Origin of the sequence: Streptomyces sp. GDS52 (assembly GCF_052246875.1) — a bacterium.
In the GTDB taxonomy this organism is placed as follows: Bacteria; Actinomycetota; Actinomycetes; order Streptomycetales; family Streptomycetaceae; genus Streptomyces; species Streptomyces cathayae.
Genome location: NZ_CM125966.1, coordinates 3,710,031 through 3,736,686, shown reverse-complemented (window position 1 = coordinate 3,736,686; position 26,656 = coordinate 3,710,031). Strand labels below are relative to the sequence as shown.

24 protein-coding genes and 1 tRNA gene are annotated in these 26,656 nt (G+C 70.9%); 12 read left to right on the top strand and 13 right to left on the bottom strand.

Translation table 11 applies throughout. The annotated features are described in order from the left end of the window. Window positions 1-96: 96 nt before the first annotated feature. The 3 genes from ACTWJ9_RS16965 to ACTWJ9_RS16955 form a co-directional block, all read right to left on the bottom strand. Window positions 97-1,749 carry a long-chain fatty acid--CoA ligase gene (locus ACTWJ9_RS16965; protein ID WP_387036505.1) on the bottom strand — a complete coding sequence of 551 codons (1,653 nt, stop codon included), beginning with the start codon at window positions 1,747-1,749 and terminating at the stop codon, window positions 97-99. Between the two features lie 124 nt (window positions 1,750-1,873). After that, the gene (locus tag ACTWJ9_RS16960; RefSeq protein WP_279335093.1) at window positions 1,874-2,434 is read right to left on the bottom strand and encodes a SigE family RNA polymerase sigma factor; all 561 of its coding nucleotides are present in this window, start codon (window positions 2,432-2,434) and stop codon (window positions 1,874-1,876) included. 267 nt (window positions 2,435-2,701) lie between these two features. Then, entirely contained in the window at window positions 2,702-3,025 is a 324-nt protein-coding gene (locus tag ACTWJ9_RS16955) for a hypothetical protein (RefSeq protein WP_279335092.1), read from the bottom strand. Window positions 3,026-3,390: 365 nt separating this feature from the next. On the opposite strand from ACTWJ9_RS16955, the gene ACTWJ9_RS16950 reads away from it, so the two are divergent. Both ACTWJ9_RS16950 and ACTWJ9_RS16945 read left to right on the top strand, forming a co-directional pair. Next, on the top strand, window positions 3,391-4,272 hold the full coding sequence (locus tag ACTWJ9_RS16950; RefSeq protein WP_279335091.1) for a bifunctional DNA primase/polymerase: 882 nt from the start codon (window positions 3,391-3,393) through the stop codon (window positions 4,270-4,272). 26 nt (window positions 4,273-4,298) lie between these two features. Continuing rightward, a complete protein-coding gene (locus ACTWJ9_RS16945) occupies window positions 4,299-4,856 on the top strand; it encodes a DinB family protein (protein WP_279335090.1) in 558 nt (185 codons plus the stop codon). A 36-nt stretch (window positions 4,857-4,892) separates the two neighbouring features. On the opposite strand, the gene ACTWJ9_RS16940 is transcribed toward ACTWJ9_RS16945, so the two are convergent. From ACTWJ9_RS16940 to ACTWJ9_RS16905, 8 genes are all read right to left on the bottom strand, one after another. Then, window positions 4,893-5,267: a winged helix-turn-helix domain-containing protein gene (locus tag ACTWJ9_RS16940; RefSeq protein WP_279335089.1), complete on the bottom strand. Its 375-nt coding sequence runs from the start codon at window positions 5,265-5,267 to the stop codon at window positions 4,893-4,895. Continuing rightward, the gene (locus tag ACTWJ9_RS16935) at window positions 5,264-6,166 is read right to left on the bottom strand and encodes a hypothetical protein (RefSeq protein WP_279335088.1); all 903 of its coding nucleotides are present in this window, start codon (window positions 6,164-6,166) and stop codon (window positions 5,264-5,266) included. Before ACTWJ9_RS16935 ends, ACTWJ9_RS16940 begins: the two co-directional genes overlap by 4 nt. Before the next feature lie 279 nt (window positions 6,167-6,445). Further along, entirely contained in the window at window positions 6,446-6,733 is a 288-nt protein-coding gene (locus tag ACTWJ9_RS16930) for a hypothetical protein (RefSeq protein WP_279335087.1), read from the bottom strand. A 112-nt stretch (window positions 6,734-6,845) separates the two neighbouring features. Further along, the gene (locus ACTWJ9_RS16925; RefSeq protein ID WP_443294384.1) at window positions 6,846-8,333 is read right to left on the bottom strand and encodes a peptidoglycan D,D-transpeptidase FtsI family protein; all 1,488 of its coding nucleotides are present in this window, start codon (window positions 8,331-8,333) and stop codon (window positions 6,846-6,848) included. Window positions 8,334-8,893: 560 nt separating this feature from the next. Continuing rightward, on the bottom strand, window positions 8,894-9,331 hold the full coding sequence (locus tag ACTWJ9_RS16920; RefSeq protein WP_279335085.1) for a hypothetical protein: 438 nt from the start codon (window positions 9,329-9,331) through the stop codon (window positions 8,894-8,896). A gap of 62 nt (window positions 9,332-9,393) precedes the next feature. After that, window positions 9,394-9,816 (bottom strand): hypothetical protein, encoded by a 423-nt coding sequence (locus ACTWJ9_RS16915; RefSeq protein WP_279335084.1) that lies wholly within the window; start codon window positions 9,814-9,816, stop codon window positions 9,394-9,396. Window positions 9,817-10,685: 869 nt separating this feature from the next. Beyond that, window positions 10,686-10,772 (bottom strand) — tRNA-Ser (locus tag ACTWJ9_RS16910). A 64-nt stretch (window positions 10,773-10,836) separates the two neighbouring features. Further along, window positions 10,837-12,381, bottom strand: coding sequence for a S1C family serine protease (locus ACTWJ9_RS16905; RefSeq protein ID WP_279335059.1), 1,545 nt, complete (start codon window positions 12,379-12,381; stop codon window positions 10,837-10,839). Between the two features lie 338 nt (window positions 12,382-12,719). Here ACTWJ9_RS16905 and ACTWJ9_RS16900 point away from each other — a divergent pair, with 338 nt between their 5' ends. The 3 genes from ACTWJ9_RS16900 (at window position 12,720) to ACTWJ9_RS16890 (ending at window position 15,553) form a co-directional block, all read left to right on the top strand. After that, window positions 12,720-13,547 carry a glycerophosphodiester phosphodiesterase gene (locus tag ACTWJ9_RS16900; RefSeq protein WP_279335058.1) on the top strand — a complete coding sequence of 276 codons (828 nt, stop codon included), beginning with the start codon at window positions 12,720-12,722 and terminating at the stop codon, window positions 13,545-13,547. 280 nt (window positions 13,548-13,827) lie between these two features. After that, window positions 13,828-14,379, top strand: coding sequence for an ATP-binding protein (locus ACTWJ9_RS16895; protein ID WP_387036497.1), 552 nt, complete (start codon window positions 13,828-13,830; stop codon window positions 14,377-14,379). Window positions 14,380-14,587: 208 nt separating this feature from the next. Beyond that, on the top strand, window positions 14,588-15,553 hold the full coding sequence (locus ACTWJ9_RS16890; RefSeq protein WP_279335056.1) for a DUF5926 family protein: 966 nt from the start codon (window positions 14,588-14,590) through the stop codon (window positions 15,551-15,553). A 537-nt stretch (window positions 15,554-16,090) separates the two neighbouring features. Here the strand turns inward: ACTWJ9_RS16890 and ACTWJ9_RS16885 are convergent. Beyond that, window positions 16,091-16,765: a bifunctional DNA primase/polymerase gene (locus tag ACTWJ9_RS16885; RefSeq protein WP_384203596.1), complete on the bottom strand. Its 675-nt coding sequence runs from the start codon at window positions 16,763-16,765 to the stop codon at window positions 16,091-16,093. 639 nt (window positions 16,766-17,404) lie between these two features. Here ACTWJ9_RS16885 and ACTWJ9_RS16880 point away from each other — a divergent pair. Together ACTWJ9_RS16880 and ACTWJ9_RS16875 are read left to right on the top strand one after the other, a co-directional pair. Further along, window positions 17,405-18,919, top strand: coding sequence for a PP2C family protein-serine/threonine phosphatase (locus ACTWJ9_RS16880; protein ID WP_387042006.1), 1,515 nt, complete (start codon window positions 17,405-17,407; stop codon window positions 18,917-18,919). Between the two features lie 173 nt (window positions 18,920-19,092). Beyond that, window positions 19,093-20,604, top strand: a complete 1,512-nt coding sequence (locus tag ACTWJ9_RS16875; RefSeq protein WP_388708011.1) for an aminopeptidase P family protein — start codon at window positions 19,093-19,095, stop codon at window positions 20,602-20,604. Window positions 20,605-20,691: 87 nt separating this feature from the next. Here the strand turns inward: ACTWJ9_RS16875 and ACTWJ9_RS16870 are convergent, their stop codons facing one another. Beyond that, window positions 20,692-21,156 (bottom strand): ATP-binding protein, encoded by a 465-nt coding sequence (locus ACTWJ9_RS16870; protein WP_387042010.1) that lies wholly within the window; start codon window positions 21,154-21,156, stop codon window positions 20,692-20,694. A 220-nt stretch (window positions 21,157-21,376) separates the two neighbouring features. On the opposite strand from ACTWJ9_RS16870, the gene ACTWJ9_RS16865 reads away from it, so the two are divergent. The 5 genes from ACTWJ9_RS16865 to ACTWJ9_RS16845 all read left to right on the top strand — a co-directional run bounded on the left by ACTWJ9_RS16865 (window position 21,377) and on the right by ACTWJ9_RS16845 (window position 26,653). Beyond that, window positions 21,377-22,204 carry a hypothetical protein gene (locus ACTWJ9_RS16865; RefSeq protein ID WP_443294383.1) on the top strand — a complete coding sequence of 276 codons (828 nt, stop codon included), beginning with the start codon at window positions 21,377-21,379 and terminating at the stop codon, window positions 22,202-22,204. 351 nt (window positions 22,205-22,555) lie between these two features. After that, window positions 22,556-23,314 carry a YcnI family copper-binding membrane protein gene (locus ACTWJ9_RS16860; protein ID WP_443294382.1) on the top strand — a complete coding sequence of 253 codons (759 nt, stop codon included), beginning with the start codon at window positions 22,556-22,558 and terminating at the stop codon, window positions 23,312-23,314. 90 nt (window positions 23,315-23,404) lie between these two features. Further along, window positions 23,405-24,061, top strand: coding sequence for an SCO family protein (locus tag ACTWJ9_RS16855; RefSeq protein ID WP_279335049.1), 657 nt, complete (start codon window positions 23,405-23,407; stop codon window positions 24,059-24,061). After that, window positions 24,058-24,531 (top strand): copper chaperone PCu(A)C, encoded by a 474-nt coding sequence (locus ACTWJ9_RS16850; RefSeq protein ID WP_279335048.1) that lies wholly within the window; start codon window positions 24,058-24,060, stop codon window positions 24,529-24,531. Before ACTWJ9_RS16855 ends, ACTWJ9_RS16850 begins: the two co-directional genes overlap by 4 nt. Window positions 24,532-24,544: 13 nt before the next feature. After that, window positions 24,545-26,653, top strand: coding sequence for a copper resistance CopC/CopD family protein (locus ACTWJ9_RS16845; RefSeq protein ID WP_443294381.1), 2,109 nt, complete (start codon window positions 24,545-24,547; stop codon window positions 26,651-26,653). The last annotated feature ends 3 nt before the right edge of the window (window positions 26,654-26,656 follow it).

The following is a 26,656-nucleotide window of genomic DNA, read 5'->3' as shown; positions in this document are numbered from 1 at the left end:
CGTACGCCGGGTGGGAACGGACCGGGGTTCGTCCGTTCCCACCCGGCGCGGCCGTGGTGCGTCACGACGTCAGGAGGCGGGGCGGGGCGTCGAGCGTCAGAGCCGGGTGACGTCCAGCGCGCCCTCGGCGTACTTCCTGCGCAGCACCTTCTTGTCGAACTTGCCGACGCTCGTCTTCGGCACCGACTCGATCACCGTCCAGCGCTCGGGCAGCTGCCACTTGGCGACGCCCTCGTCGGCGAGGAAGGCGCGCAGGGTGGTGAAGTCGGCGGTGGACCCCTCCGTGAGGACGACCGTGGCCAGCGGGCGCTCCCCCCACTTGTCGTCCGGGACGGCGACGACGGCGGCCTCCGCGACATCGGGGTGGGACATCAGCGCGTTCTCCAGCTCGACGGAGGAGATCCACTCGCCGCCGGACTTGATGACGTCCTTGGCCCGGTCGGTCAGGGTGAGGAAGCCGTCACGGCTGATGGTGCCGACGTCCCCCGTCTTCAGCCAGCCGTCCTCGCTGAACTTGTCGGCGGGGCGCAGCGGTTCGGCGTCGACGCCGTTGTAGTAGGCGCCGGCGATCCAGGGGCCGCGCACCTCCAGCTCGCCCGCGGACTCGCCGTCCCAGGGGAGCCGTTCGCCGCCGGGGCCGGTGAGCCGGGCTTCGACACTGGTCGGGAAACGGCCCTGGGTCAGGCGGTAGCCGAGCTCCGCCTCGGTGCCCACGGCCTCGGCCGGCGGGCGGGCGATGGTGCCGAGCGGGGAGGTCTCCGTCATGCCCCAGGCGTGGCAGACCCGCATGCCCAGCTCGTCGAAGGCCTCCATCAGCGAGGGCGGACAGGCCGAGCCGCCGATGGTGACCTGGGTGAGGGAGGAGACGTCCCGGGGCTTGGCCAGCAGCTCGGTCAGCAGGCCCTGCCAGATGGTGGGGACGGCGGCGGCGTGCGTCGGCCGCTCCCCCTCGATCATCGCGGCGAGCGGGGCGGGCTGCAGGAAGCGGTCCGGCATCAGCATGTTGACGCCGGTCATGAAGGTGGCGTGCGGCAGGCCCCAGGCGTTGACGTGGAACTGGGGCACCACGACCAGGGAGGTGTCCTGGTCGGTCAGGCCCATCGACTGGGCCATGTTGACCTGCATCGAGTGCAGGTAGATCGAACGGTGGCTGTAGACCACGCCCTTGGGGTCCCCGGTGGTGCCCGAGGTGTAGCACATGGCGGCGGCGGCGCGTTCGTCCAGCTCCGGCCAGTCGTAGGCGAGGGGCTTTCCGGCGATCAGGTCCTCGTACTCGTGCACCTGGGCGTCGGCGTCCGCCAGCGCGGAACGGTCTCCGGGCCCGGTCACGACGACGTGCTGAACGGTCTTCAGGTGCGGCAGCAGCGGAGCGAGCAGCGGGATCAGCGAACCGTTGACGATGATCACCCGGTCTGCGGCGTGGTTGACGATCCACGCGAGCTGCTCGGCCGGAAGGCGGAGGTTCAGGGTGTGGAGCACCGCGCCCATGGAGGGGATGGCGAAGTACGCCTCCACATGCTCGGCGTTGTTCCACATGAGTGTGGCCACCCGGTCGTCGCCGGCCACCCCGAGGTCCTCACGCAGGGCGTGGGCCAGCTGGGCCGAGCGGGCGCCGATCTCCGCGTAGGAACGGCGGTGCGGGTCGCCCTCACCGGTCCAGGTGGTCACCTGTGACGTGCCGTGGATCGTCGACCCGTGGGTCAGGATCCTTGAGATCAGCAGCGGTACGTCCTGCATGGTGCTGAGCACGGTGTCCTCCTGGGCGACATTGCCTACGCGGCGGTAACGGTTGTGCTGATTCTGCGCACATACCGCTCGGTATGTCACTAGGTGAACGGATGATCGATCACGTTCCGCGTAACTTCGCTCTCGGTCAGGACCGGACAAGCCCCAGTTCGGCGTCGTCCCGCAGCTTCCCGAGCGCCCGCGAAACGGCCGATTTCACCGTGCCCACCGATACGCCGAGCACCTCGGCCGTCTGGGCCTCGCTGAGGTCCTCGTAGTACCGCAGGACGACCATGGCACGCTGTCGCGCGGGCAGCCGCATGATCGCCCGCCACATCGCGTCGCGCAGTGCCTGCTGCTCGGCCGGGTCGTCGACACCGTGGACCGGGTCCGGCTCGGGCAGTTCGTCGCAGGCGAACTCGTCCACCTTGCGCTTGCGCCACTGCGACGTCCGCGTGTTCAGCAGCGCCCGGCGCACATAGCCGTCGAGCGCACGGTGGTCCTCGATACGCTCCCAGGCGACGTACGTCTTGGCGAGCGCGGTCTGCAGCAGGTCCTCCGCGTCGCTCGGGTTCCCGGTCAAGGACCGGGCGGTACGCAGGAGCACCGGCTGCCGAGCCCTCATGTACGACGAGAACGACGGGTACGGAAGGGTCTGCGCCGCCGGAGCAGCGGCGTTCGAAGCGCTGGTGCAGACGGGTCTGGTCATGACTCAACGCTATGAGCGGGGCACGTTCGGCAAATCGGCCGCAGGTCCCGAAGCCGCGTCCCCCTCAGGTTGTAGGGGTGGGGCCTGCCGCACCTCCTGAAGGTGGACGAGCGGAGGAGGCCCAGTGCGGGTTCTCCCCTGGGGGGAAGCACCGCAAAAGCCCGGAAACACCTGCGCGACGGTACCGGAGTACCGCCGCACAGACGCCCTGCACCCCACGGATCGCACCCCACACGGCGTCAGAGGGCCGACGGCCCTCTCACCTCGTCACCACAGCGGGGTGAAGGTGATCACCACGTTGTCGTCGCCCTGGACGACGGACGTGAACGCGGAGCCGTTGACCTGGGCGGCGTTGCTCTGGTTCGAGGCACCGGAACCGGTGGCCTGCTGCTGCGTGGTGGCCGCGTTGCCGTAGTTGTCGCCTCCGACGCCGCTGCCGAGCACTCCCGCCTCGGCGCTGGTGGCCGTGGCGTTCGATCCGTCGTCCGCGAGAGCGCCGGCGTCCGCCGTCGCGACGCCGGCGAAGAGGGCCGCCGCGAGCGGAAGAGCGGAGACGGCGGCGATGACACGGGCGGTACGGATGCTTGCCATGTTGTGTTCCCTCCAGAACCAAGGACGCACCGGCGCATGAGCCTGTGTGCGCATGTGCGTGATGTACGGCTGCCGCCAGGGGAGTTGGCCGACCACCCCGGCACTGTGCACGACGTCGCGAGATCAGGATTGCCCACCGAATCCCGGTGAACCACCCTGGAAGCCGTCATTAGCACGCAAGTGTGAGCACACATCGATAAACCTCCCCCTTCCTCCCGAGTCGCCTCCCTGCCCGACACGACCGCCTCCTCGCCAACCCCCATAAGAGGGGAAGCGTTTCGGCACTTTTTCCGCACACTCCGCACACCGCGGCGCGTCGCGCCCACCCTCTTCCCCTTATCGAACGCACGTACGAAAATAGATCCATGGCCACCACCGACCGGCAGGCCAGCACGCTGGCCCTCGCACACGCCTTGTCAGCCGCCGAACGCGGACTGGCCGTCATCCCGCTGTCCCGGACCAAACTCCCCGCCCTGCGCTCCCCGCACCGCGACGAACCCGCCCCCCGCACCGGCCGATCCACGCCCTGCCACGGCGAGTGCGGCCGCTTCGGGCACGGCGTCCACGACGCCTCCACCGACCCCGCCCGCATCCGCTCGCTCTTCGCCTCCGCGCCCGGGGCCACCGGTTACGGCATCGCCTGCGGACTGCCCCCGCACCACCTCATCGGTGTCGACCTCGACACCAAGACCGGTACGGACTCCTCCGCCGCCCTGCGCGAACTGGCCCTGCGTCACCTGTTCACGATCCCCGCCACGGTGACCGTCCTGACCCCCAGCGGCGGCCGTCACCTCTGGCTCAGCGGCCCGCCGGACGTCGTCGTCCCCAACTCCGCGAGCCGCCTCGCCCCCGGCATCGACATCCGCGGCGCCGGGGGCTACCTCGTCGGCCCCGGCTCCCGCACGGACCACGGCACCTACACGACCGCCCCGGGAACCGCCCGCTTATCCCCCGCCGCCTGCCCGCCCACTCTTCTGCGGCTCCTCCTGCCACCGCCCCGCGCCCACCACCCCACACCCCCGTCGACCGGCGGCCACGGGCAGGGACTCGTCCAGTTCGTCCTCGCGGCACACGAGGGCCAGCGCAACACCCGCCTGTTCTGGGCGGCCTGCCGCGCCTACGAGGACGGCATCGGCCCCGCCCTGGTGGATCCCTTGACCGACGCGGCCCGCACCACGGGCCTGTCCGAACGCGAGGCCCGCGCGACCATCGCCTCGGCGGCCCGCATGACGGGCCACCACCCCTGACGCACCACCGCCCTGGAGTGCCGACCATGTCACCCACCCACGCCACCCCCGCCCCCGCCTCCGTCCCCCTCTCCCGAACAGAACTACTGCGCTGGCAGTTCGACCTGACCTGGTCCCTGTTCGAGTACCACCTGGAGCGGCTGGAGCCGGACGACTTCCTGTGGCAGCCCACCGCCCACTGCTGGACGATGCACCGCTCCGCCGACGGAACCTGGACCCCCGACTGGGCGGAGACCGAGCCCGACCCCGTACCCGTGCCGACCATCGCCTGGGTCAGCTGGCACATCGGCTGGTGGTGGAGCGTGACCCTGGACCACGCGCACGGACGCCGGCCCCGGGAGCGGACCGAGATCACCTGGCCCGGAGCAGGCCCGGCGACCGTCCAGTGGCTGCGCGGCCTGCGAACGGAGTGGCTCGCGGCGCTGGACGGCCTGGCCGACACCGACCTGGACGCCACAGCATCGTTCCCCTGGCCGGCCGACCCGGCGTACACCGTGGCCCACATGGCCGCCTGGGTGAACACCGAACTGCTGAAGAACGCCACGGAGATCGGCCAACTCCGCCTCCTGCGAACGGCTTCATGACCCCACGGATCCGAGGGCCGCACTCCTGGAACAGCGTCACGCCTCGGACGTGCCGGGAGCCGGACGGGGGCTCTCCAGCCGGAGGACGAGTGCACGCAGGGCACGAAGTTCGGCGTCCAGCGCCTGCGCGCCTTCACGGGTGAGGGCGATCCACGTTCGGGGACGCCGACCGACGTAGCCCTTGTCCACGGTGATCAGATCCGACTCCTCCAGCACCTTCAGGTGCCGGGAGAGGTTTCCGTCCGTGACGGCCAGTTGCTTCTTCAGGAAGCCGAACTCGACCCGGTCTGCTTCTCGGGCGATGGTGAGGATGCCGAGTCGCACACGCTGATGGACGGTGTCGTCCAGCGACTGCGTCGGATGGAGCCCTTCCCGGCCGTCCCACGCCTCCGCCGCATCCCCGACACTCATGGGACAACCGTATCCGCATCGGCACGAGCGGGTCCGGCTCGATGACGTGCCACCCCCCACTCGGCCAGGCCGGCGAGGAGCAGGATCGAGGCAAGCAGCAGCGCCTTGACCTGCGGTCCGTCGGTCCAGTCGGGGTGGGCGGGGTGCTGCCAGGGGAGCCACCCCGTGCCCCAGGAGGCACCGAGGTAGCCGGTGAGCAGCAGGGCGTGAGCGGCGCCGGCGGCTACGGCGATCCAGCTGCGTTCGACCAGCCCGAGGGCGACGAACCCGATACCGACCAGGTACCACGGGGAGGCGTAGTTGTTCTGCAGCAGCGCGACCTCCAACGACTGACTCCAGCCGAACAGCCCGAACAGCATGGACGTCAGGGCGGTCATGATCACGGCGGTGACTACGGCGGTCGTGCAGATCCACATGCCGCGGCGGGGGACGACGCCCCGGACCTCGCCGCGCAGGCGGTACCAGCGAGCGAAGGCGAACCATGCCAGGGGAAGGAGCCCGAACCACACGCCCCAGGCCACGAAGCGCAGCACGGCGCCGTCGAACTCGCCCTCCACACAGGGGGTTCCCGGTTCGTGGACGACGCACAGGCCGATCAGCTCGGCGTAGGCGAAGGCCGGGTAGGACGCGACGTTGCGACCGTGGGCTCCGAAGTTGAAGGCGTACCGGGCCACCGGGGCGGACGCCAGCGCGAGAAGGCCGAAGCCCAGGAGGGAGACCCACGAGCCGTTCATCTGTGCGCGGGTCCTGACCCGTAAACCTTCCGTGGCCGCCAGCAGGTCGGCCACCTGCGCCCCCGGCCCGGATCCCCCACTGCCCAGTGACGGTGTCCCCACGCTCTCCCCCTTGTGGTCGCGCTTCGGCAGCGCCGGGAAGCGGACGGTCGGTCGGCCGCCCACAGCTGTACTTTGCATCGCAAAGTACATGGCAGTCAAGAGTGGATATCCGCCAGGCGCGACGAGCCCCGGGTCGAAGCACGCCTTGCACCCTGGTTGCAGCGCGGCGGCTCACCTCCGCGCAAGGTGGGAAACCAAAAGGGCCCGCATCTGCGGGCCCTTCCTCGCGATGGCCGGCGCATCGCCTGTGGAGGCGCACCGCCCTCACAGGCGGTACGCCGGACGCGATGCGCGGAATCCAGGAAGCCGCCGCCGTCCGACGTCGCTCACCGACCGGCGGCGTCAGGCGCGTTCCGCCTCGGCCGTCTCCTCGGTGCCCGCGGTCCGGGCACGACGACGGCCCAGCAAGGCGCTTCCCACGATCACCAGGCCGATGGCGCCGATCTTGGCAGCCTGGTAGTAGCCGGTCGCCAGCTCCTCCGGAGTACCGGGCAGCCGGAAAAAGACCCACGCTGCCGCGAGACCGCCGATGACGACCAGTCCGACCGCTCCCCACATCCCGATGCCCGCCCACCAGGGCTCCAGGTCGTGCCCCCGCTCGTCGTTCTGCTCAACTTCCTTTCCCGTCACGGCTGTTCCCCTTTTTACGTGTGGTGACGTTCACGGGGAAGGACGTGGCCCCGGTGCGAGCGGTTGCCCGACCGAACATTCCCCGCACAGACCCCCGGCTCCGTTTCCGGCGTCACTGCTGCAGGACCGCCTCCATGACGCTGCGGGCGATGGGGGCTCCGAGACCGCCGCCGGAGATGTCCTGGCGCGAGATGTCCATGTCGGTCGGGTCGATGAAGACGGCCACGGCGACCGAGGACCCGTCCTGCTTCTTGCCGTAGGAGACGAACCAGCCGTACGGCACCTGGTCGGCCACGTCGACACCGCGTTGCGCGGTACCGGTCTTGCCGCCGACCGTGACGCCGTCGATCCGGGCGCGCCGGGCGCTGCCCTCCTCGGCGGTGAATTCCATCATCTGTTGCACCTTCTGCGCGGTCTCGGCGGAGACCGCCTCGCTCATCACCGCGGGCTGGGTCTTCTCCAGGGTGCTGAGGTCCGGGCCGCGGACCTCGTCGACGACGTAGGGCTGCATCAGCTTTCCGTCGTTGGCCAGCGCCGCGGTGACCATGGCCATCTGCATCGGCGTACTGGTGAGGCTGCCCTGTCCCATACCGGTGAGCGTGGTACCGGGCGCGTCGAGGTCCTCGGGGTAGAGGCTCTTGGCGGCGAGCAGGTCACCGAAGTCGTCGGAGTAGACGTCCTCGTTGAAGCCGAACTTCTCGGCCGTCTCCCGCATCTTGTCCTGCCCCAGTTCGGACGCGGCGTCCAGGAAGACGTTGTTGCACGAGTACTGCATCGCGGTCTTCATCGACGCGTTGCTGCAGACCGCGTCGCCGGCCTCACTGCCGATCCTGTTGCTGGACTGCGGCAGGGGGTACGGCGAAACGGCGTCCGTACGGGCGTCGATGTCGGTGACGATCCCGTGCTCCAGAGCGGCGGCCGCAGTAAGGATCTTGAAGGTGGAACCCGGCGGATAGGTCTCCCGCAGCGCACGGTTGGCCAGCGGCTTGCGCTTGTCCTTGTCGAGCGCCACGAACCGGTCGGACTCCTTGAACGTACCGCCCGCGAACTGCGACGGATCGTAGGAGGGTGCCGAGACCAGGGCCAGCACCTTGCCCGTCCGGGGATCCAGCGCGACCACGGCCCCCCTCGCGCCCTTCAGGTCGGTCAGCCCGTCATAAGCGGCCTTCTGCGCCTTCGGGTCGATGGTGGTGACCACCGAGCCTGCCCGCTGGCCCTCGCCACTGACGAGATCGGCGAACTGCTGGAAGGCCAGGCGGTCGTCCTTTCCGGTCAGGATGCCGTCGTACGTCCTCTCCAGCAACGTCATGCCCTGTGCCTGGGAGGCGTATCCCGTCACCGGCGCGTACATCGGCCCGTCGACGTAGGTGCGCTTGTACTTGAGGTCGGTGCCCTGCACCTCGGTGGAGCCGGTGACGGCCCGGCCCCCGACGACGATGTCCCCGCGCGGGGTGGCGAACTGCTCGATCTGCACCCGCCGGTTCTTCGGGTCGGTGGAAAGTTCCGGGGCCCGCACGTACTGCAGCCAGTTCGCACGGAGCAGCAGGCCGAGCACCAGCAGCCCGCAGAAGATCGCCACGGCCCTCAGAGGCTTGTTCACCGACGTCCTCCGTCGATGCTCGGCCGGCTGGATATGGGGAGGCGTCGCAGCATGCGCACACCTTAGGCACACCTGCGAGTGGCCGGTGAGCGGGAGTCAAGGCTTGGGGACCGTCGAAGCCATCGCCCGAAAATCCGGTGCCATAGGCTCCCGCCTTCGTGCCGTTCGCCGGTGGATGTGAGCCCATCAGGCAGGACGCGTCGCAGGGCCGGAGCAACTGGTTCGACCAAGACACTGCCGGATCGGGAGAGCCTGCGGCCATGCCCTGACAGCGCGGGCGCAGAGTGCCGGGCGTCCGGAGTGCCGCCGGTAAAGGTGTGCAGGGCCGGGTCGGACAGCACGGCGGCCATCTCCTCGGCGTGCTCGACGTGCAGCGGCAACAGGTCCAGCTTCCTTCCGGCACGGGTGGGGGCAGGTCATGTGCCCCCACCCTGGTCGTCCTGGCCCAGTCCGGCTTCGTCCCCACGCAGGAAGCCGCCGGGATCCTGCACACCGCGCTCGCGGACTTTCTCGGAGCCTCGCCTGGAACTCCCGCGCGGTCACTGAGATACGCGGACTGCTCAAGTTGCGCTACCGGTAGGGGTTCCGTACCGGGCCCGGCGGATCTCTCTGACGGTGAACGCCCCCGCAGCGGCTGTCCCCATGAGCGGCAGCACTGGCATCAGTACCCAGATGCCCCATGAAACGAGACCTGTCTCCACAGCCTCGTAGCTGCCCCACGGTTTCTGCCTGACTCGAACAACCTCTCCGCTGTGACCGTCGTACCGGACCTTCACGGTGTGAGCCGCGTCGGTGCCCACTTGAGGTCCGCTGCATACGGTGTGACTTGTGTTGCGTGCCCCGTCTTCACGGTGACACTCTGTGATCTGTACCTGCATGGCGTTTCCCAGCAGGTCAAGCCGTGCGAGACCGGTGATCACTGTCCACACCGTCGCTGCGGCGCACAGCACGGCGATCATGCTGTAGACGGTGATCGTGAGCCCCCGCTCCTTTGTCATAGACATAGAATGCCGTGCCCCGAGCTTGCTCGATCCGGGCCACCACCACGTCGGCCGCTACATCAGGACCGCCACTTCACGTAGACCACGAACGCAGGTTCGGGCAGCCGGGCGGCAAGACGGTCCTGCGTCGCGCGAGACAGACCGGCGAACGCGCATCCGACCGACAGCAGCCCCACGACGGGGACAAGAACGGCCAGCAGTACCGCATCGACGCCGTGCTCCCTCTGGTATCCGCCGAGCAACACCGTCCTGACCTGTGTGTGCGCCCCAGCCCGGCCACCGGGCCAGGCCATCCGCGCCTCCCGGTCGACGAGGCTCCCGTCGTGAGAGACGAACACGCCCGAACACGAAGTGCTCTTGCCACCCCTGCCACTCTCCTCCAGATGGCACTCGTCAGCTGCGAAAACTCCCGGCGTCCCGCCCAGCCCGGCAGCGGATACGCCCACTACGCCGAGCACCGCCGTACCGATGAGGAAGAGCACCGCAGCACAGCACCACAGGAAACGCCGAACAGGCCCAGACCGGTCTGTCCGCGCCGCTCTCCGAAGAATTCGCCGCCGCGCAACACCGCTGTCCACGGCGGATCGCTTGGCACTGGCAGGCAAGCGGTATCCGTCGCCGCCACCAACCGCCGCTCTGCGCCGCCGCGCCTCCCGCGCCCGCACCGCCTTACTCCTCGATCTCGCCACGCTTTCCCCCACGCCCGAGCCGGGCCACCATCCGTGGATCCCCGTGCCTCGTCCCATGCTTGCACCCGTCACACAGGGCACACACTGCCTGGGGTTTCACGACACACGTGCCCCCGGACCGGCTAACCCACGAGGTACCGCCCTCAGCGGTGGCGCAGAGCGCCGAGCAGCATCGGCTGAAACGGTGCTTCGCGGTCACGCTCTGCGCCAGACGGCACCCGGCACGGGAGTACGGCAACAGGCGTCTGCGTTTCGACAAGGCGGGGGGGCAAGGAGCCTGAGTAACACTGACGTCCAGTCGACTGGGCCGTCTCTGGGCCGACCGCCAACGGCAGAAGCCCACAGCATCCGAACTGGTCGGAGTCGTGGGCAGGCAGGGGGGATCGGGAGAGCCGGACCGACACCAAGGCCCCGGCACTGGCAGAGATCGCGGCGCGTTTCGGCACCGCCGTCAACCATGCCGTGGAGCAGCCGGAGCCCCGGCAGGCCACCGCCGAGAAGGGGCCCCCTCCTGGGCGACTCAGGACACTAGCCGTCCGCGCGCGTTCCGCGCCCGATCGAGCAGGAAACCACGGGGAACACCAGGCAGCCACGGAGTCCGGGCAGGCGAACGGCCCCCGACCGACTTCCCAGGTCAGGGGCCGTTCGCACTGCTCTCAGAGCGGAGGCGGTGGGATTTGAACCCACGGTGACATCGCTGCCACGACGGTTTTCAAGACCGTTCCCTTAGGCCGCTCGGGCACACCTCCCTGCGCCGGCCGGATGATCGGCGGCGCGGGACAAGGGTAACGGGTCGGTGCGGGCGGGGTGAGGTCAGCTGTCGCCGATGCGGGAACCCAGGGTGAGTTCCGTGGTCTGCTGCTTGCCGCCGCGTTCGTAGGTGAGCGTGACCTTGTCGCCCGGCTTGTGGGTCCAGATCTCGCCGATCAGGGTCGGGCCGGAGTCGATGACGCGGTCGTCGAGCTTGGTGATGACGTCACCGGGACGCAGGCCCGCCCGGGCGGCGGGGCCGCCGGGGTCGACCGCCTCGGAGCCGCCGGCGCCCTGGTCGGTGATCTTCGCGCCGTTCGCGCCGTCCTCCAGGGAGACCGAGGCGCCGATCTTGGCGTACACCGGCTTGCCCGTCTTGATCAGTTCCTGGGCGACGTACTTGGCCTGGTTGATCGGGATGGCGAAGCCCAGACCGATGGAGCCGGCCTGTCCGGTGCCGAAGCCGCCGTTGCTGGTCGACTGGATCGCGGAGTTGATGCCGATGACGTTGCCCTGCGCGTCCAGCAGCGGCCCGCCGGAGTTGCCCGGGTTGATCGAGGCGTCGGTCTGCAGGGCGCTCATGTACGAGGCCTGGCTGCCGGCGCCGTCGCTGGAGGCCACCGGGCGGTTCTTCGCGCTGATGATTCCGGTCGTCACCGTGTTGGACAGGCCGAAGGGCGCGCCGATGGCGATCGTCGAGTCGCCGACGGCGACCTCGTCGGAGTTGCCCAGCGTGAGGGGTTTCAGGTTCGAGGGGGCGTTCTTCAGCTTGATGACCGCGACGTCGTACCCCTGGGCGTGGCCGACCACCTCGGCGTCGTACTTCTTGCCGTCCGGGAAGGTCGCCGCGACCTTGCCGCCCTCGACGGCCTCCGCCACCACGTGGTTGTTGGTGACGATGTGACCCTGTGTGTCGAACACGAATCCCGTGCCGGTGCCGCCCTCGCCGCTGTTGCCCTGGGCCTCGATGGTGACCGTGCTCGGCAGCGCCTTGGCGGCCACTGCGGCGACCGTGCCCGGGTCGCGCTTGACGTTGCCGCCGCTGGTGGACGAGGAGACCGTCGTCGAGCCGTTGCCGTCGTTGTTCTTGGCCAGCGTGTATCCGAGGCCGCCGCCCAGGCCACCCGCGACCAGCGCGGCCACCAGGACCGCGGCGGCCAGGCGACCGCGCTTGCCGCTGCCGTTCTTCGGCGCGGGCTGCTGGTACGAGCCCCAGCCGCCCGCGCCGTGACCGGCGCCGCCGCCGTCGTACGACGGGGTGCCCGACGCCGGGGGCGGGGGCCAGGACGGGTCGGGGGCGGAGGAGGTGCTCGCCGGGGTTCCCGAAAGGGCTTCGGGCGGAGGGCCGGCGGGGGTCTGTCCCTGGACGCCGTGGCCTCCGTATCCGGGGTGATCACCGTATCCGGGGTGTTCCGGCGTGCTGTGGCCCTGTGCCGTTCCCGGAGCGGTCGGCGGGACCGGGGGCATGGAGGTCGTCGGGCCGGCCCCCTCCGGAGCCGGGCGCTCCTGCTGTGCCGGAGCTGCGGGAGCATCCATCGGCGTGGGCGGTACGGACGGGGCCGGGGGTACCGATGCGCCCTCGTTTGTGCCCTCGTTCTCGATGCTCACAGCTCTCTCTCCTCGATCCACGGATGTTGTCTCGATCACACTCGGTCGCACCCGGTCTCGCCCGTTCACGCTTATTCACACTCATTCGCGCTCGTTCACGCATGTCGACGGGTCCGGCGCGCTTCAGCTGTGCGTGTCTCTTTGTATGACGTCAGCTTTTCCCATGGGCCGTCAGGGCACCATAAGCCGTTCCTGTGGGTGCGAGACCATTCTTCATACAGGGCATTACTCACCAAGGGTGCACCATCGCGATGCCTCCGATCAGACGACCGCACCGTCCGCGCCATCGACGCCCGGACGACCGCACAGGTACCCCCGTGCGGTGGCACCATGGCGCGGTGACCCCTGCACGTCAGCGCCCGACCCAAGTCGTCGCCCACCGCGGAGCCTCCGAGGACGCTCCCGAGCACACCCTGGCCGCGTACCGCAAGGCGATCGCGGACGGTGCGGACGCGCTCGAATGCGATGTACGCCTGACCGCCGACGGTCATCTGGTCTGCGTCCACGACCGTCGCGTCAACCGTACGTCCAACGGCCGCGGTGCGGTTTCGGCGTTGGAGCTCTCCGATCTGTCCGCCCTGGACTTCGGCTCCTGGAAGACCCGTCATCCGCTCGGTGGGCGCGTGGAGGAGCCCGACTGGGTGCACCGGCCGGAGGACAGGGAGGCGACCTCCGTCCTCACCCTGGAAAGGCTGCTCGAGCTCGTCGTCGACGCCGACCGCCGGGTGGAGCTGGCGATCGAGACCAAGCACCCCACGCGGTGGGCGGGACAGGTGGAGGAGCGGCTGCTGCTCCTGCTGAAGCGGTTCGGCCTGGATGCCCCCGGCGCCGCCGAGGAGTCCCCGGTACGCGTGATGAGCTTCTCCGCGCGGTCGCTGCACCGCGTGCGCGCCGCCTCGCCGACCCTGCCGACGGTCTACCTCCAGCAGTTCGTCTCGCCCCGCCTGCGCGACGGGCGGCTGCCGGAGGGCGTGGACATCGCGGGCCCCTCGATCCGGATCGTGCGCAGCCACCCCGCGTACATCGAGCGACTGAGGCAGTCCGGCCACCAGGTGCACGTGTGGACCGTGAACGACCCGGAGGACGTGGACGCCTGTATCGACCTCGGGGTGAACGCCATCATCACCAATCGCCCCCGCGCGGTGCTCGACCGGCTCGGCCGCTGACCCGCGCAAGGCCCCACCCGGCCCCCCTGGGCCTGCGGAGCCTGCGGGATTCGTGTGACTCAAGTGGTCCGTGCAGGGCTCTTGACCGGGCGGCCCTCCCGGAGCATCCTCACATCTCGGCCACATCGACGAGATCCAGCCACCTGGTCACAGGGAGTGCTCCGGCGCATTCGGTGCGTGCCCGATCGTTCAAGTGCCTCACCGCACACGGACTGGCCGGTTTCCGGTTCGGGCCCGTGGGGCATTCACACCGTGGCGTGGGGCGAAGGAGGTCTCGGGGGTGGCGTTGGTGGTGGCACAGGAAGTGCCCACGTCGTCGAGCATGGCCGTACCCCATGGCCCTGCGGGCGTGGGAAAGGCGAGGCGCCGTATGCGCCTGCAACTGCGCGACGGCGGAGTGGCGGACACGGTCATCGACGATGCCGTACTGATCCTTTCCGAACTGCTGAGCAATGCGTGCAAACACGGCCGGCCCCTGGGCGGTGCCCTGGCCGGGGACGGTGCCGTCCGTGCGGCCTGGCATGTGCATCCCTGCGGCCGGCTGATCGTGGAGGTGACCGACGGCGGCGGTCCGACCCGCCCGGCGCCGGCCACCCCGTCGGTCACCGCGCACGGCGGCCGGGGACTGAACATCATCACGGCACTGGCCGACGACTGGGGCGTACGCGACGAGGTGCCCGGCGAGGTCACGGTATGGGTCGTCGTCCACGAGGACGTGCACGACCCGGACGCCGGGCACCGGCGCGACGACTTCGCCACACGGGTGACGGCCCCCGCGGTGTCCGAGATGCCGGGGCTGGAGTTCGCGGAAGCCTTCGACACCTTCGACTGACCACGCCGCCGCGCGGTGATCCCTCGGCCCTCCCCCGGCCACCCCCCGCGCGGTTCTGCGCGCCTCGGGCGACCCCGGCCCCGTACGGCTCACCCGTCACGGCCCGCCGTCCGCGGGCGGCACGTCGTCCACAGGGTCCCGTCGGTCGCGTCGTGAACGGCTAGGCTCCCGCCCGTACGAGACGAGCCGTAACCGGGAGACACCCACGATGGCCAAGAAGCGCCCCCAGACGAAGGCCAAGCGCCCCCAGCTCACAGAGGGAGAGATCCCGGCCGTCGGCGCCCGTGAGCCCTGCCCCTGCGGCAGCGGCCGCCGCTACAAGGCCTGCCACGGCCGTGCCGCCGCGCACGCGGTGACCGAGCTGGTACACCGTCCGTTCGAGGACCTGCCGGGCGAATGCGACTGGGTGGCACTGCGCGAGCTGGTGCCGGCTGCCACCGTCGAGCTGCCCCTCAAGGGCGGCCTGCCCGAGGGTGTCCCGTCGGTCACCCTGGCCACGGTGCTGCCGATGGCCTGGCCCGCACTGCGCCGCGAGGACGGCTCGGTCCTCCTCGGCCTGCAGAACGACACGTCGTCCGGTGACATCAGCCGCGACCTCGCCGACACCCTCCAGCGCGCGCTCGACGCCGCCCCGGGCACCCCGGTGCAGGCCCGCCGCGCTCCGGCCGAAGGGCCCCGCCTGCAGGATCTGCTGGACCTCGAGGGCGCGTTCGAGCCGGTGGTGCACAGCGGCTTCGAGTTCTGGGTCCCCGACGCGGAGAACGCCACGCCGGACGTGACCGCCTCCCTGGAGCGGGCCAACGCGGCGGCCATCCCGACCGTCAAGCTCTCGGGCGTGGACGCCGCGTACTGGTGCGAGACGCCGGAGAAGAACCATCTGCGGTGGGTCATGCCGCACCCCGAGGAGCAGCTTCTGGACGCCTTGGCGCGACTGCACGCGGCGGGCCGGTCCTCCCTCGGCGAGGGCACCCGTCTCGTGGGCTCCTTCCGTGCTCACGGGCTCACGGTCCCGGTCTGGGACCTGCCCAGCGGGGTCGGCGCCGAGGATGTGGAGAAGCCGGCGGCCGAGTTCGCCGAGCGTCTCGCCGCCGCCCTGGCCACCGAGGCTCCGCTCACCGCCGACGAGCGCCGCGCGCGCGGCGGGCTGACCAACCGGCAGGTCACCCTCAGCTGAGACACGCCGAGAGGCGTGTCGGCACGGGCACGCGCGCCGGCTGACCGGGGCGCGTGCCCGTGCCGCCGGAATCACCGGCTTCCTTCACAACTTCCGGTGTGGACAAGCCAGTCGGTGACGGAAAAGCTGAGTTCGAATTTGCTAACGGCCGATCTCTTGTTACCGTTCCAGTAGCCCGGTTGCTGGTGCATCCCCCGTCGCCAGCAACCGGGTCTTTGCGTGACCACCGTTGCTGACAGAGCGCAGTCGCATGTCAACCGGCGTTCTCCACCGGTGAGTTGCTCCCGGTCGGACGCGCCCGCCGACGACAGGGCGACCCCGCAGACGGTCACCGCGCCGACGCGGGCGAGGGCGGGAACGAGGGCGAACGGACTCTTCCAGGGCCCCCGGCGCGGCCCCGGCTTCACGGTGCGGTCCCGGCGTCGCGGCTCCCCAGCGCCCCGGCGTGACGGCGCGGACCCGGACGTGACGCCTGCGAGGCTCCGGGAAGACACGCGCCTCAGCGGATGCCGGGCACGGCTCACGCACCGACGGCCGCTACAGCTCGGGCGCGCTCACGCCCGTACGGGTGAGGGCCTCGACCACGGCGTCCACCACGGCCTCGACATCGGGCACCCACGGCGAGGCGGAGCCGGGCAGCGGCGCGCGCTCCCAGCGGACCCCGCCCCGGCCGGTACCGGACGGGGGCAGGGCGAGGTAGCCGCCCTCTCCGTGGAAGCGGAGGGAGCCGGGGACGAAGTCCTGGGCGTAGAGCAACTCGCCCAGTTGTTCCAGGGAGTACGGCTTGACCAGGATCGACCAGCGGTCCGGCGCGGCGACGACCGGGCCGAGCCGCATGCCGAGGCGGTCGAGGGCGGCCAGGGCACGGGCGGCCGGCACGGCGGGCAGGGAGACCGCGCAGGGTGCCCTGCCCCCGGTGGCCAGGACGACGGGCGCCGTGGGCCGGTTGCCCCACCACCAGCGCACCATGCGCGCGTCGGTGGTCGCGGCGAGCAGGCCGGGGTCGAAGGGATGAGCGCCCGGCACCGTGCATTCGGGGTCGGGGCAGCCGCAGCGGGACCGGCCCTGCGGATCCGCCGCCACACCCGGGAGCACCGGCCACCGCCAGTCCGAGGCGAAGGTCAGGGCCGCTTCGATCGGTTCGGGCCCGCTGTCGCCACCCTGGGACAGAAGCCTGCGTCGCCTTCCGAGCCTTCCGAGGATCTCGCGCATGAGCGCTCGTTCCTTTCCGTTGCACGCCTGGCAACACCGTGGTCCACGTCACAACATGAGTCGATCACTGCACTGTGCGTACCTACTGTGCGTACCTGCTGGCGCATCACACCCCCGCACCGGGCAAGGGGAGCCCCCAGGGGCCGAGGCCGAGCAAGGGCTGCCTCCACGGCCGTACCACCCATACCGCGTCGAGCAGAAGCATGGGGCCGGCGTGGGGTGGCGAAGTCTGGCGTTTAGCGTCGCGCTTGTTTCTCTCCGCCTCCGCCACGGGAGGATGGGGCACGGTCGTCGGTGGTTAAGACGCCCGGGTCCGTCGCCAGGTTCCCGGGTGATTCCCAACCACCCCCGGCCTTCACCGAGTACGTACCCATCACTACCGCTGTGACGCTCCGTCGAGCGAGCCCAGTCGACCGCAATCAGCCTCCCCCTGAGGCAGTTTCAAGCCAAGTTCGCTTTTCGGCAAGAGGTCGGGAGTGAGTTCCCTCCAAACCCACGGACACCAGGAATACCAGCAGGACAATGCTGGACATCTCCTTACGAGTACGTGTACATGTGGAGACACTGCCGGCGACGCAGAATGACATGGGGGTTTGCGATGCTTTCGAGCAGTAAGTACCGGACGGAAAGCCGGACGCCATGAACGCCCCTCATCCTCCGAAAGTGGCCGGAATCGATTCAACGGTTCCCGCACCCGCGCACACTGTCGCGTCCGTCGCCACGGGTACCTCCCCGGCCGCCCCGGCACACCCCCAGAACGCCCCGGGCGCGCTGCTCCAGGACCGTCTCGCGGGGTGGGTCTCCGACCTCACCACCCTCCACGAACTGACCGAACGCCTGGCCCGTACGCGCGCCCTCGACGAGGCACTCCGGGAAATGCTGCGCGCCGGTGCCGCCCTGGTGGGTGCCCGGCGCGGTCTCGTCGCCCTGGAACCCGCCGACGGCTTCGGCCCGGACCACCTGATCGGCCTCGGCCTGGCCCACGCGGACCTCGGTCACATCGAGACCGTCCCGCGCAGCTCCCTGCCCTACGGCAGGATCCTGGACGGACTGCCCGGCGCCGACGACGGCATCGCCGAGCCCGACCTGCTCGCCGAGAAGGGGCTCGACCCCCGGCACCGCGAGGTCGCCGCCCGCCTCGGCTACGCCGCCAGCTACACCCTGCCCCTCGTGCCGAAGACGTCCGAGCCCCCTGAAGCCTCTGAAACCTCTCAGACCCCCATGTCCTCGGAGACCTCACGGCTCCCGTACGCCCCGCGTGCCGCAGGGCCCGGGCTGCGCCTGGGCGCGGCGGCGTGGCTCTACGACGAACCGGCCGAGCCGTCGGAACGGCAGCGTCATCTCGTCGGCCTCTACGTCCGGTACGCCGCCGAGCATCTCGCCCGCCTGCTGGAACTCGAGCGCACGCGCGCGTCCATGGCCACCATGTCCGAGGAGCTGCTCCCCTCGCGCCTGCCCCGGATCCCCGGCGTCCAGCTCGCCGCCCGGCACCGCACCTCCGCGCACGGCGGCGGCGACTGGTACGACGCGCTGCCGCTGCCGGACGCCGCCCTCGGCCTCGCCGTGGGGTCCGTCACCGGGGCGGGGCCCAGCGCGGTCGCCGCGATGGGCCGGCTGCGGGCGTCCCTGCGCGCGTACGCCGTGATGGAGGGCGAGGATCCGGTCGCCGTCCTGTCCGACCTGGAACTGCTGCTGAGGCTCACCGAACCGGCCCGGTCGGCCACCGCCCTGTTCGGCTACTGCGAACCCGCGCTGCGCAAGATCACGCTGGCCGGTGCCGGGCACAGCCCGCCGCTGCTGATCGGCGAGCGCCGCACCGAGTTCGTGGAGACGTCCGTCTCGGCTCCCCTGGGCATGCTGGCCTGCTGGGAGGCGCCGAGCGTGGAGGTGTACCCGGAACCGGGCGAGACGGTTCTGCTCTACACCGACGGGCTGCTGCACCGCACCGGCGACCCCACCGACCGCGCCTTCGCACGGCTGCACGCGGCGGCGGCAGGGGTGCCGCAGGCACTGCGCCGCGACCCCGGTGCGATCGCCGACCACATCCTGCGCACCGTGCTACCCGAGGGCGCGACCGCGTCGAAGGCGACGGGCCCGACGGCCGCGACGGACTCCGCGGAGGACGTCGTCCTGCTGGCCGCGCGGTTCGAGTAGCGGCAGGACGTCCGAAGCGCCCGGCGACCGGTCCGGGACGTCATCCTCCGCATGCCCTCGGTAACGGGTCCTTCCGCTCTGCGACTGTTTCGCCGACGACCGTACGATGGTGGTGGTCCCCCTGCCCGGACGAAACCGCGAGCTCGGGGGAGTCCAGAGCCTTACCAAGGAGGATGACCGCTGTGGCAGAAGAGCTCCCGACCGCGTTCGACCAGGCTGCCGACCCGGCGGGCCCGGAAACCGCGGAAGGCCCGGAGACTGCCGAGGAAGCGCCCGTCAAGCAGCGCAAGAACGGCCTCTACCCCGGCGTGTCCGACGAGCTGGCCGAGAACATGAAGAGCGGCTGGGCCGACACCGAGCTGCGCGACCTGGAGCCGATCCCCCAGGCCGCCGAGACGGCCGCCCGCCGCGCCGCGCTGTCCGCCCGCTTCCCGGGTGAGCGCCTGGTCGTCCCCGCGGGCAACCTGAAGACGCGGTCCAACGACACCGAGTACGCCTTCCGCGCGTCGGTCGAGTACGCCTACCTCACCGGCAACCAGACGGAGGACGGCGTCCTCGTCATGGAGCCGACGGACGACGGCCACAAGGAGACGATCTACCTTCTGCCGCGCTCGAACCGCGAGAACGGCGAGTTCTGGCTGGACGGCCAGGGCGAACTGTGGGTCGGCCGCCGCCACTCCCTCACCGAGGCCGAGCAGCGGTACGGCATACCCGCTTCCGACGTCCGCGAGCTGACCGGCGCGCTGCGCGAGGCCACCGGCCCCGTACGGGTCGTGCGCGGGTACGACGCCGGGATCGAGGCGGCGCTGACCGACAAGGTCACCGCCGAGCGCGACGAGGAGCTGCGCGTCTTCCTCTCCGAGGCACGGCTGGTCAAGGACGCCTTCGAGATCGGTGAGCTGCAGAAGGCCGTCGATTCCACCGCACGCGGCTTCGAGGACGTCGTGAAGGTCCTCGACAAGGCCGAGGCCACCAGCGAGCGCTACATCGAGGGCACGTTCTTCCTGCGTGCCCGGGTGGAGGGCAACGACGTCGGCTACGGCTCCATCTGCGCCGCCGGCCCGCACGCCACCACCCTGCACTGGGTGCGCAACGACGGCCCGGTCCGCTCCGGCGACCTGCTGCTGCTCGACGCGGGCGTGGAGACGCACACCTACTACACCGCCGACATCACCCGCACGCTGCCGGTCGACGGCCGCTACAGCGGGCTGCAGAAGAAGATCTACGACGCCGTGTACGACGCCCAGGAGGCCGGTATCGCGGCGGTCAAGCCGGGCGCCAAGTACCGGGACTTCCACGACGCCGCGCAGCGGGTGCTGGCCGAGCGGCTCGTCGAGTGGGGCCTGGTCGAGGGGCCGGTCGAGCGGGTGCTGGAGCTGGGTCTGCAGCGCCGCTGGACGCTGCACGGCACCGGGCACATGCTCGGCATGGACGTCCACGACTGCGCGGCCGCGCGCACCGAGACCTACGTCGACGGCACGCTGGAGCCGGGCATGGTACTCACGGTCGAGCCGGGCCTGTACTTCCAGGCCGACGACCTGACCGTGCCCGAGGAGTACCGGGGCATCGGCGTCCGCATCGAGGACGACATCCTGGTCACCGAGGACGGCAACCGGAACCTGTCCGCCGCGCTGCCCAGGCGGTCGGACGAGGTCGAGGCATGGATGGCCGCCCTCAAGGGCTGACGCACACCCGTCGGCCGGGCACCACGAGTGGTGCCCGGCCGACGGGCGTTCAGGGGCGCGAGCGTGTCCGGAGCTCCGGCGGTGCGGTCAGACCGCCATCAGCGGCGCGTCCTTCCGCCATTTGAGGATCTTGTCGAAGCTCACCACGGCGCCGTCCAGCCCCGGTTTGTTGCCGATGTGGACGTGGTCGGCGAGTTCCTGGATGAGGCAGAGGCCGCGGCCGTGTTCCGCGTCGGACGGCACGGGGCGGATCGCCGGGCGTACGCGGCCGCCGGTTCCGGCGGGAAAGCCGGGTCCCGCGTCGGCGACCTCGATGCGGCACTTCTCGCCGTCGAGGTAGGCGGTCACCCGGTACGCCTCCGAGGAACCGCCCCGGGCGGCGTCCCCACCGTGTTCGACGGCGTTCGCGCAGGCCTCACTGAGGGCCACGGAGAGGTCGTAGGAAATGTCGGGGTCGACGCCCGCGGTCTCCATGGCGCCGATCAGCAGACGCCGGGCGAGCGGCACGCTGGCAGCGTCGCGCCGCAGATGGAGTGACCACCAGATGCTCATGCTCCAGCCTCCCGGCCGCGGCTCGACATACCGTTACGTATTGCCCTGCGTGCCCGGTTGTAAGCGTGCAGTTGACGTGACACCCCCCATACGGCGGGCGCGCCGTGGAGCCGAAGGGTGCATGTGGGACGGTTGATGACAGAGGTGACCTTCCGGTCGTACCGCATCTTGCGGACCTGCCGTACAGCGGCGGCGGGGCCAGTGCGATGATGAGGCCGCCATGACTGCCCCCCACCCGCGCACGACGCGCTCCGGACGCGGGCTCCGGACCCTGCGGGCCGCGGTGTTCGCCGCGGTCTGTGTCGTGCTGGCCGGGGCAGGTCACACCCTCGCCTCCCGCGCCGCCGTTCCCCTGTGGACCCTGGGCGCGGGATTCCTCGGGACGGTCGCGGTCGCGGCACCGCTCGCCGGACGCGTGCGCTCCCTGCCGGGGATCGCGGCCATGCTGGCGGCCGGTCAGACCGTCCTGCACATCGTGTTCGGCATCGGCCAGCACGGCGCGGCGGCCCCCGCGGACGCGGCGTCGCCCCTGTCCGACGCCTCGCTGATCGAGCAGGCCGCACGACTGATGTGCGGCACCACCGCGGCGGCCATCAGCCCCGCGCAGGCGCAGCGCATCCTCATCGACGCGCGGATCCACCCCGGCGCGACCGGCGACACCCACGCGCACGCCCAGGGGGACGCACTGTCCTCGGCCGCGGTGGACTCGTCGGTGCCCGCACTGCTGCCGACCCTGCCGATGCTGCTCGCGCACGTCCTCGTGGCACTCGCCACGGGCTGGCTGCTGCGCCGCGGCGACCTGGCATTGCTGCGGCTGACCGAACTGTCGGCACACGGCGTCGCCGAAGGCGCCCTCGTACGGTCGCTGCGCGCGGCACTCGCTCTGGTGCTCGCCCTGCGCGCGGGCCTCCCGGGGACTTTGCCGGTCGCCCCGTGCCCGGTGCACACCGCACCGCCCGCGCCGCCCGTACCCCGTACCGCCGCACTCCAGCACACGGTGATCCGCCGAGGCCCGCCGGCCGGTGCCGCACTCGCACTCGCCGCCTGACGCGACCGGACCGCACTCCGCCACCGCCGGACAACCGGAGGAGGAGAGGGACGCCGGAGCGCGGCACGCGTGTGCGTCTGCCTCCCGCGTGTTCCTCGCGTACTCCTCGCGTGTTCCTCACGTGTTTCCCGTGTTTTCCCGTGTACGACGAGCCGTCGGCGACCGAACCGTCGCGGACAGCGCTCGGTGACCCGGACGTCACGGCCCCGCGGTCGACGACCCGGCGGCCGGACGGCAGAGCCGTCACCGGCACAGGTGCTCACCGCCACAGGTCTTCACCGGCACACGTGCTCGCCCGTGCGCGTATCCCTCATCGTCAGCCGAACCCCATCGAAGCGGAGTGCTTCTGCCATGAAGGCTTCCCGTATCGCCGCCGCCGGCGCCGTCGCCGGTGTCGCCGTCCTCACCCTGTCCGCCCCCGCCTTCGCGCACGTCAGCGTGCAGCCCGAGGGCGAGGCCGCCAAGGGCGGTTACGCGGTGGTGAACTTCAAGGTCCCCAACGAGCGTGACAACGCGTCGACGACCAAGCTCGAGGTGACCTTCCCGACCGACCACCCGCTGGCCTCCGTGATGCCGCAGCCGATCGACGGCTGGGACGTCAAGGTCACCAAGTCCAAGCTGGACAAGCCGCTGGAGGTGCACGGCAAGAAGATCGACGAGGCCGTCACCAAGGTCACCTGGACCGCCGACGACGACGGCATCGAGCCGGGCTTCTTCCAGAAGTTCCCGGTGTCCGTCGGCTCCCTGCCGGAGAACACCGACGAACTGGTCTTCAAGGCCCTGCAGACGTACTCCGACAAGGAGGTCGTCCGCTGGATCGAGGTGCCGCAGGAGGGCAAGGACGAGCCCGACTACCCGGCTCCCGTCCTCGCCCTGTCCGAGGCCTCCGCCGACGGCCACTCGCACGGCGCGTCGGACGACAAGGCCCACGAGGCCGACGAGGACAAGTCCGCCGGGGACGCCGAGAAGGCCGCCGCGGAAACCACCGCGGCCGCCGACTCCGGCGGCACCGACACCACCGCCCGTGTCCTGGGCATCGTCGGCATCGTCGTCGGCGCCGCCGGCGTCGCCTACGGCGTGCTCGCCGGGCGTCGGCGCACCTCCGCCTGACCCCTCCCCACTGGACGGCGCGCACCGGGGTCACCCACGGCCCCGTGGGACCCCGGTGCGCGCCGGAGAACTCACATCCTGGAAACCATCATGCGCAAGAAGACCTTCACGGCGGCCGCCCTGCTCGCCGCCGCCACCCTGACCCTCTCCGCCTGCGGCAGCGGCGACGGCGACGGCGGCAAGCCCGTCGCCGTGGTCTCCGAGGAGGCCGGCGCGGAGAAGGCGGCCACACTCCTCGACAAGCCGTTCGAGAAGCCGGACCTCGTCCTCACCGACACGCAGGGCAAGGAGTACGACTTCCGAGAGGAGACCGCCGGCAAGCCCACACTGATCTACTTCGGCTACACGCACTGCCCCGACGTCTGCCCGCTGACCATGAACAACCTCGCGGTGGCCAAGAAGCAGCTGTCCCAGGACCAGCAGGACGAGCTGCGGATCGTGTTCGTCACCACCGACCCCGAGCGGGACACCTCCGCCGCACTCGGCAAGTGGCTCAAGGGCATCGACGACCAGGTCGTCGGCCTGACCGGCGACTTCGACACGATCCAGGCCGGCGCCCGCACCCTCGGCATCTCGATCAACGCACCGCGCAAGGACGACAAGGGCCAGGTCGTCTCCGACCACGGCACCCAGGTCATCGCCTTCTCCCCGAAGACCGACGGCGGCTACCTCCTGTACGGCGAGGACGCCACCGTCGAGGACTACACCGAGGACCTCCCCCGCATCATCGAGGGTGAGAGCCCGTGAGGCGTCGTCTCGCGCTCGCCGCGGTGACCGCCGCCGGGGCGCTGGCCCTGGCCGGCTGCGGCGGCTCGGGCTCCGGCGGCTCGGGCTCCGGCAGCGACACGGCCGAACTGTCCGTCGACTCCGCGTACATGCCGCAGCCGGTGTCGGACCTGGCGGCCGGCTTCCTCGTCATCAGCAACAAGGGCGGCGCGGACGACCGGCTGACCTCGGTCGGCAGTGACATCGCCGAACGCGTCACCGTGCACGAGACCGTCGACGGGTCCATGCGGGAGGTCGACGGACTCGACATCCCGGCCCGCGGAAGCCTCGTGCTCGAGAGCGGCGGCAGCCACCTGATGTTCGAGCAGTTGAAGCGGAAGCCGAAGCAGGGTCAGAAGGTCTCCGTCGAGTTGCGTTTCGCCCACTCCGACCCCGTCACGGTCGAGATACCGGTGAAGTCGGCCACCCACACCCCGAAGCACGGACACTGAGGGAGACACCCCCGTGACCCAGGCCATCGCCTCCCGCGCCCGGATCCTGCTGCTGCTGTTGCTGGCCGTCACCGGCGCACTCCTCGCCGGGGCCGCTCCCGCGTCCGCGCACGCCGCGCTGACCGGCAGCGATCCCCAGCAGGGGACGGTGGTCGACAAGGCCCCCACCCAGGTCTCGCTCACCTTCTCCGAACCGATCGCGGTGAGCGACGACTCCCTGCGCGTCCTCGACCCCAAGGGCAAGCGGGCCGACAAGGGCGACCCCGCCGACCCGAGCGGCACGACGTACACCGTGCACCTGCTCAGCGGACTGCCCGACGGCACCTACACCGTCACCTACCAGGTGGTGTCCGCGGACAGCCATCCCGTCGCCGGCGCCTTCACCTTCTCCATCGGCGCCCCCTCCGAGACCTCCGTCCAGGCCACCGCCCAGGCGTCCGACGACGGGCCGGTGGGCTGGCTGTACAGCTTCGGGCGGTACATGTCGTACGCCGGGTTCGTGGTCATGACCGGTGGGGCCGCGTTCGTCCTGGCCTGCTGGCGGCCCGGCGCCGGGGTACGGACGGTGCAGCGACTGGTCGTCTCCGGATGGCTCACCCTCACCGCCGCCACCCTCGCGCTGCTGTTGCTGCGCGGCTCCTACACACGTTCCGGCAAGGTCGGCGACATCTTCGACATGTCGCTGCTCGGGGAGGTCCTGCAGACCAAGACCGGCGCGGCACTGGTGTCGCGGCTGCTGCTGCTCGCCGCGGCGGCGCTGTTCATCGCGGTGCTCTTCGGGGCCGCCCAGGAGCAGCGGGACGACACGGAGAAGCCGGACCCGACCTTCGGGCTCGCGATCGGGGGGACGATCGTGGCGGCCGGACTCGCCGCGAGCTGGGCCATGTCCGAGCACGCCTCCCAGGGGCTCCAGCCCGGCATCGCGATGCCGGTCGACATCGTCCATCTGCTGGCCGTCGCCGCCTGGCTCGGCGGACTCACCGCCCTGCTCGTCGCGCTCTACCGGGCACCCGCCGAGACCGCCGTCGACGCGGCCGCCGTCCAGCGGTTCTCGCGGCTCGCGTTCGGCAGCGTGGTCGCCCTGGTCGTCACCGGGATCTACCAGAGCTGGCGGCAGCTCGGCTCCTGGTCGGCGCTGACCGACACCCGGTACGGGCAGTTGCTGCTCGCCAAGATCGGGCTCGTGGTGGTCATGGCCGGGCTGGCGTACTTCTCACGGCGGTGGACGGCACGACTCGTCGGGACGGGCGGGCCGGCGGTCCGCCCGGAGACGGCCGGGACGGACCCCGTGACGGCCGTGTCCACTGCGAAGACCGGCACCGGGGAGACAGGTACCGAGACGGCCGGTGCCCGGGAAGCCGGAACCGGGGCGGAGAAGGCCGGGCCCGAAGTCACGGCCGACACCGACACCGACACCGACACCGACACCGACACCGACGGGGAACGCGCGACGGCCGCGGTCGGCACGGGGCAGGCCGCGGTCCGGACGGCGGAGGCACCCGGCACCGGGGCGCAGGCCGGTGAGGGCTCCGCGCGGGCCGCTCAGCTCGCCCGGCAGCGGGCAGCCGTGGAGACCGCCCGGCAGAAACGGCTGCGGGACGCCGACCCGAACCGCTTCGGGCTGCGTCGCTCGGTGCTCGCCGAGGCCGGGGTCGCCGTCGTCCTGCTCGCGATCACCACCGTGCTGACGCAGACCGAGCCGGGGCGTACGGAGCAGGAGGCCAAGGCGGCCTCCTCGTCCTCCGCCCCGTCGTCTTCGTCCTCGTCCGCCCAGGGCACCGGCGCGGTGACCCTGAACATGTCGTTCGACACCGGCGGCAAGGAGGGCAAGGGCGTCGTCACGGTCGACCTGAACCCCGCGCGCGTGGGCGGCAACGACATGCACATCTATGTGGAGCGAACCGACGGCGAGACCCTCGACGTCCCCGAACTGAAGGTCGACTTCACCCTCTCCGCCAAGGACATCGGGCCGCTGCCCGTCGCACCCGACCGCGTCGCCGCCGGGCACTGGTCGGCGAGTGACGTGCAGATCCCCATGGCGGGCGACTGGACGGTCGAGGTGACCGTGCGGACCTCCGACATCGACCAGGTGACCGTCTCCAAGAACGCGCAGATCGGCTGAACC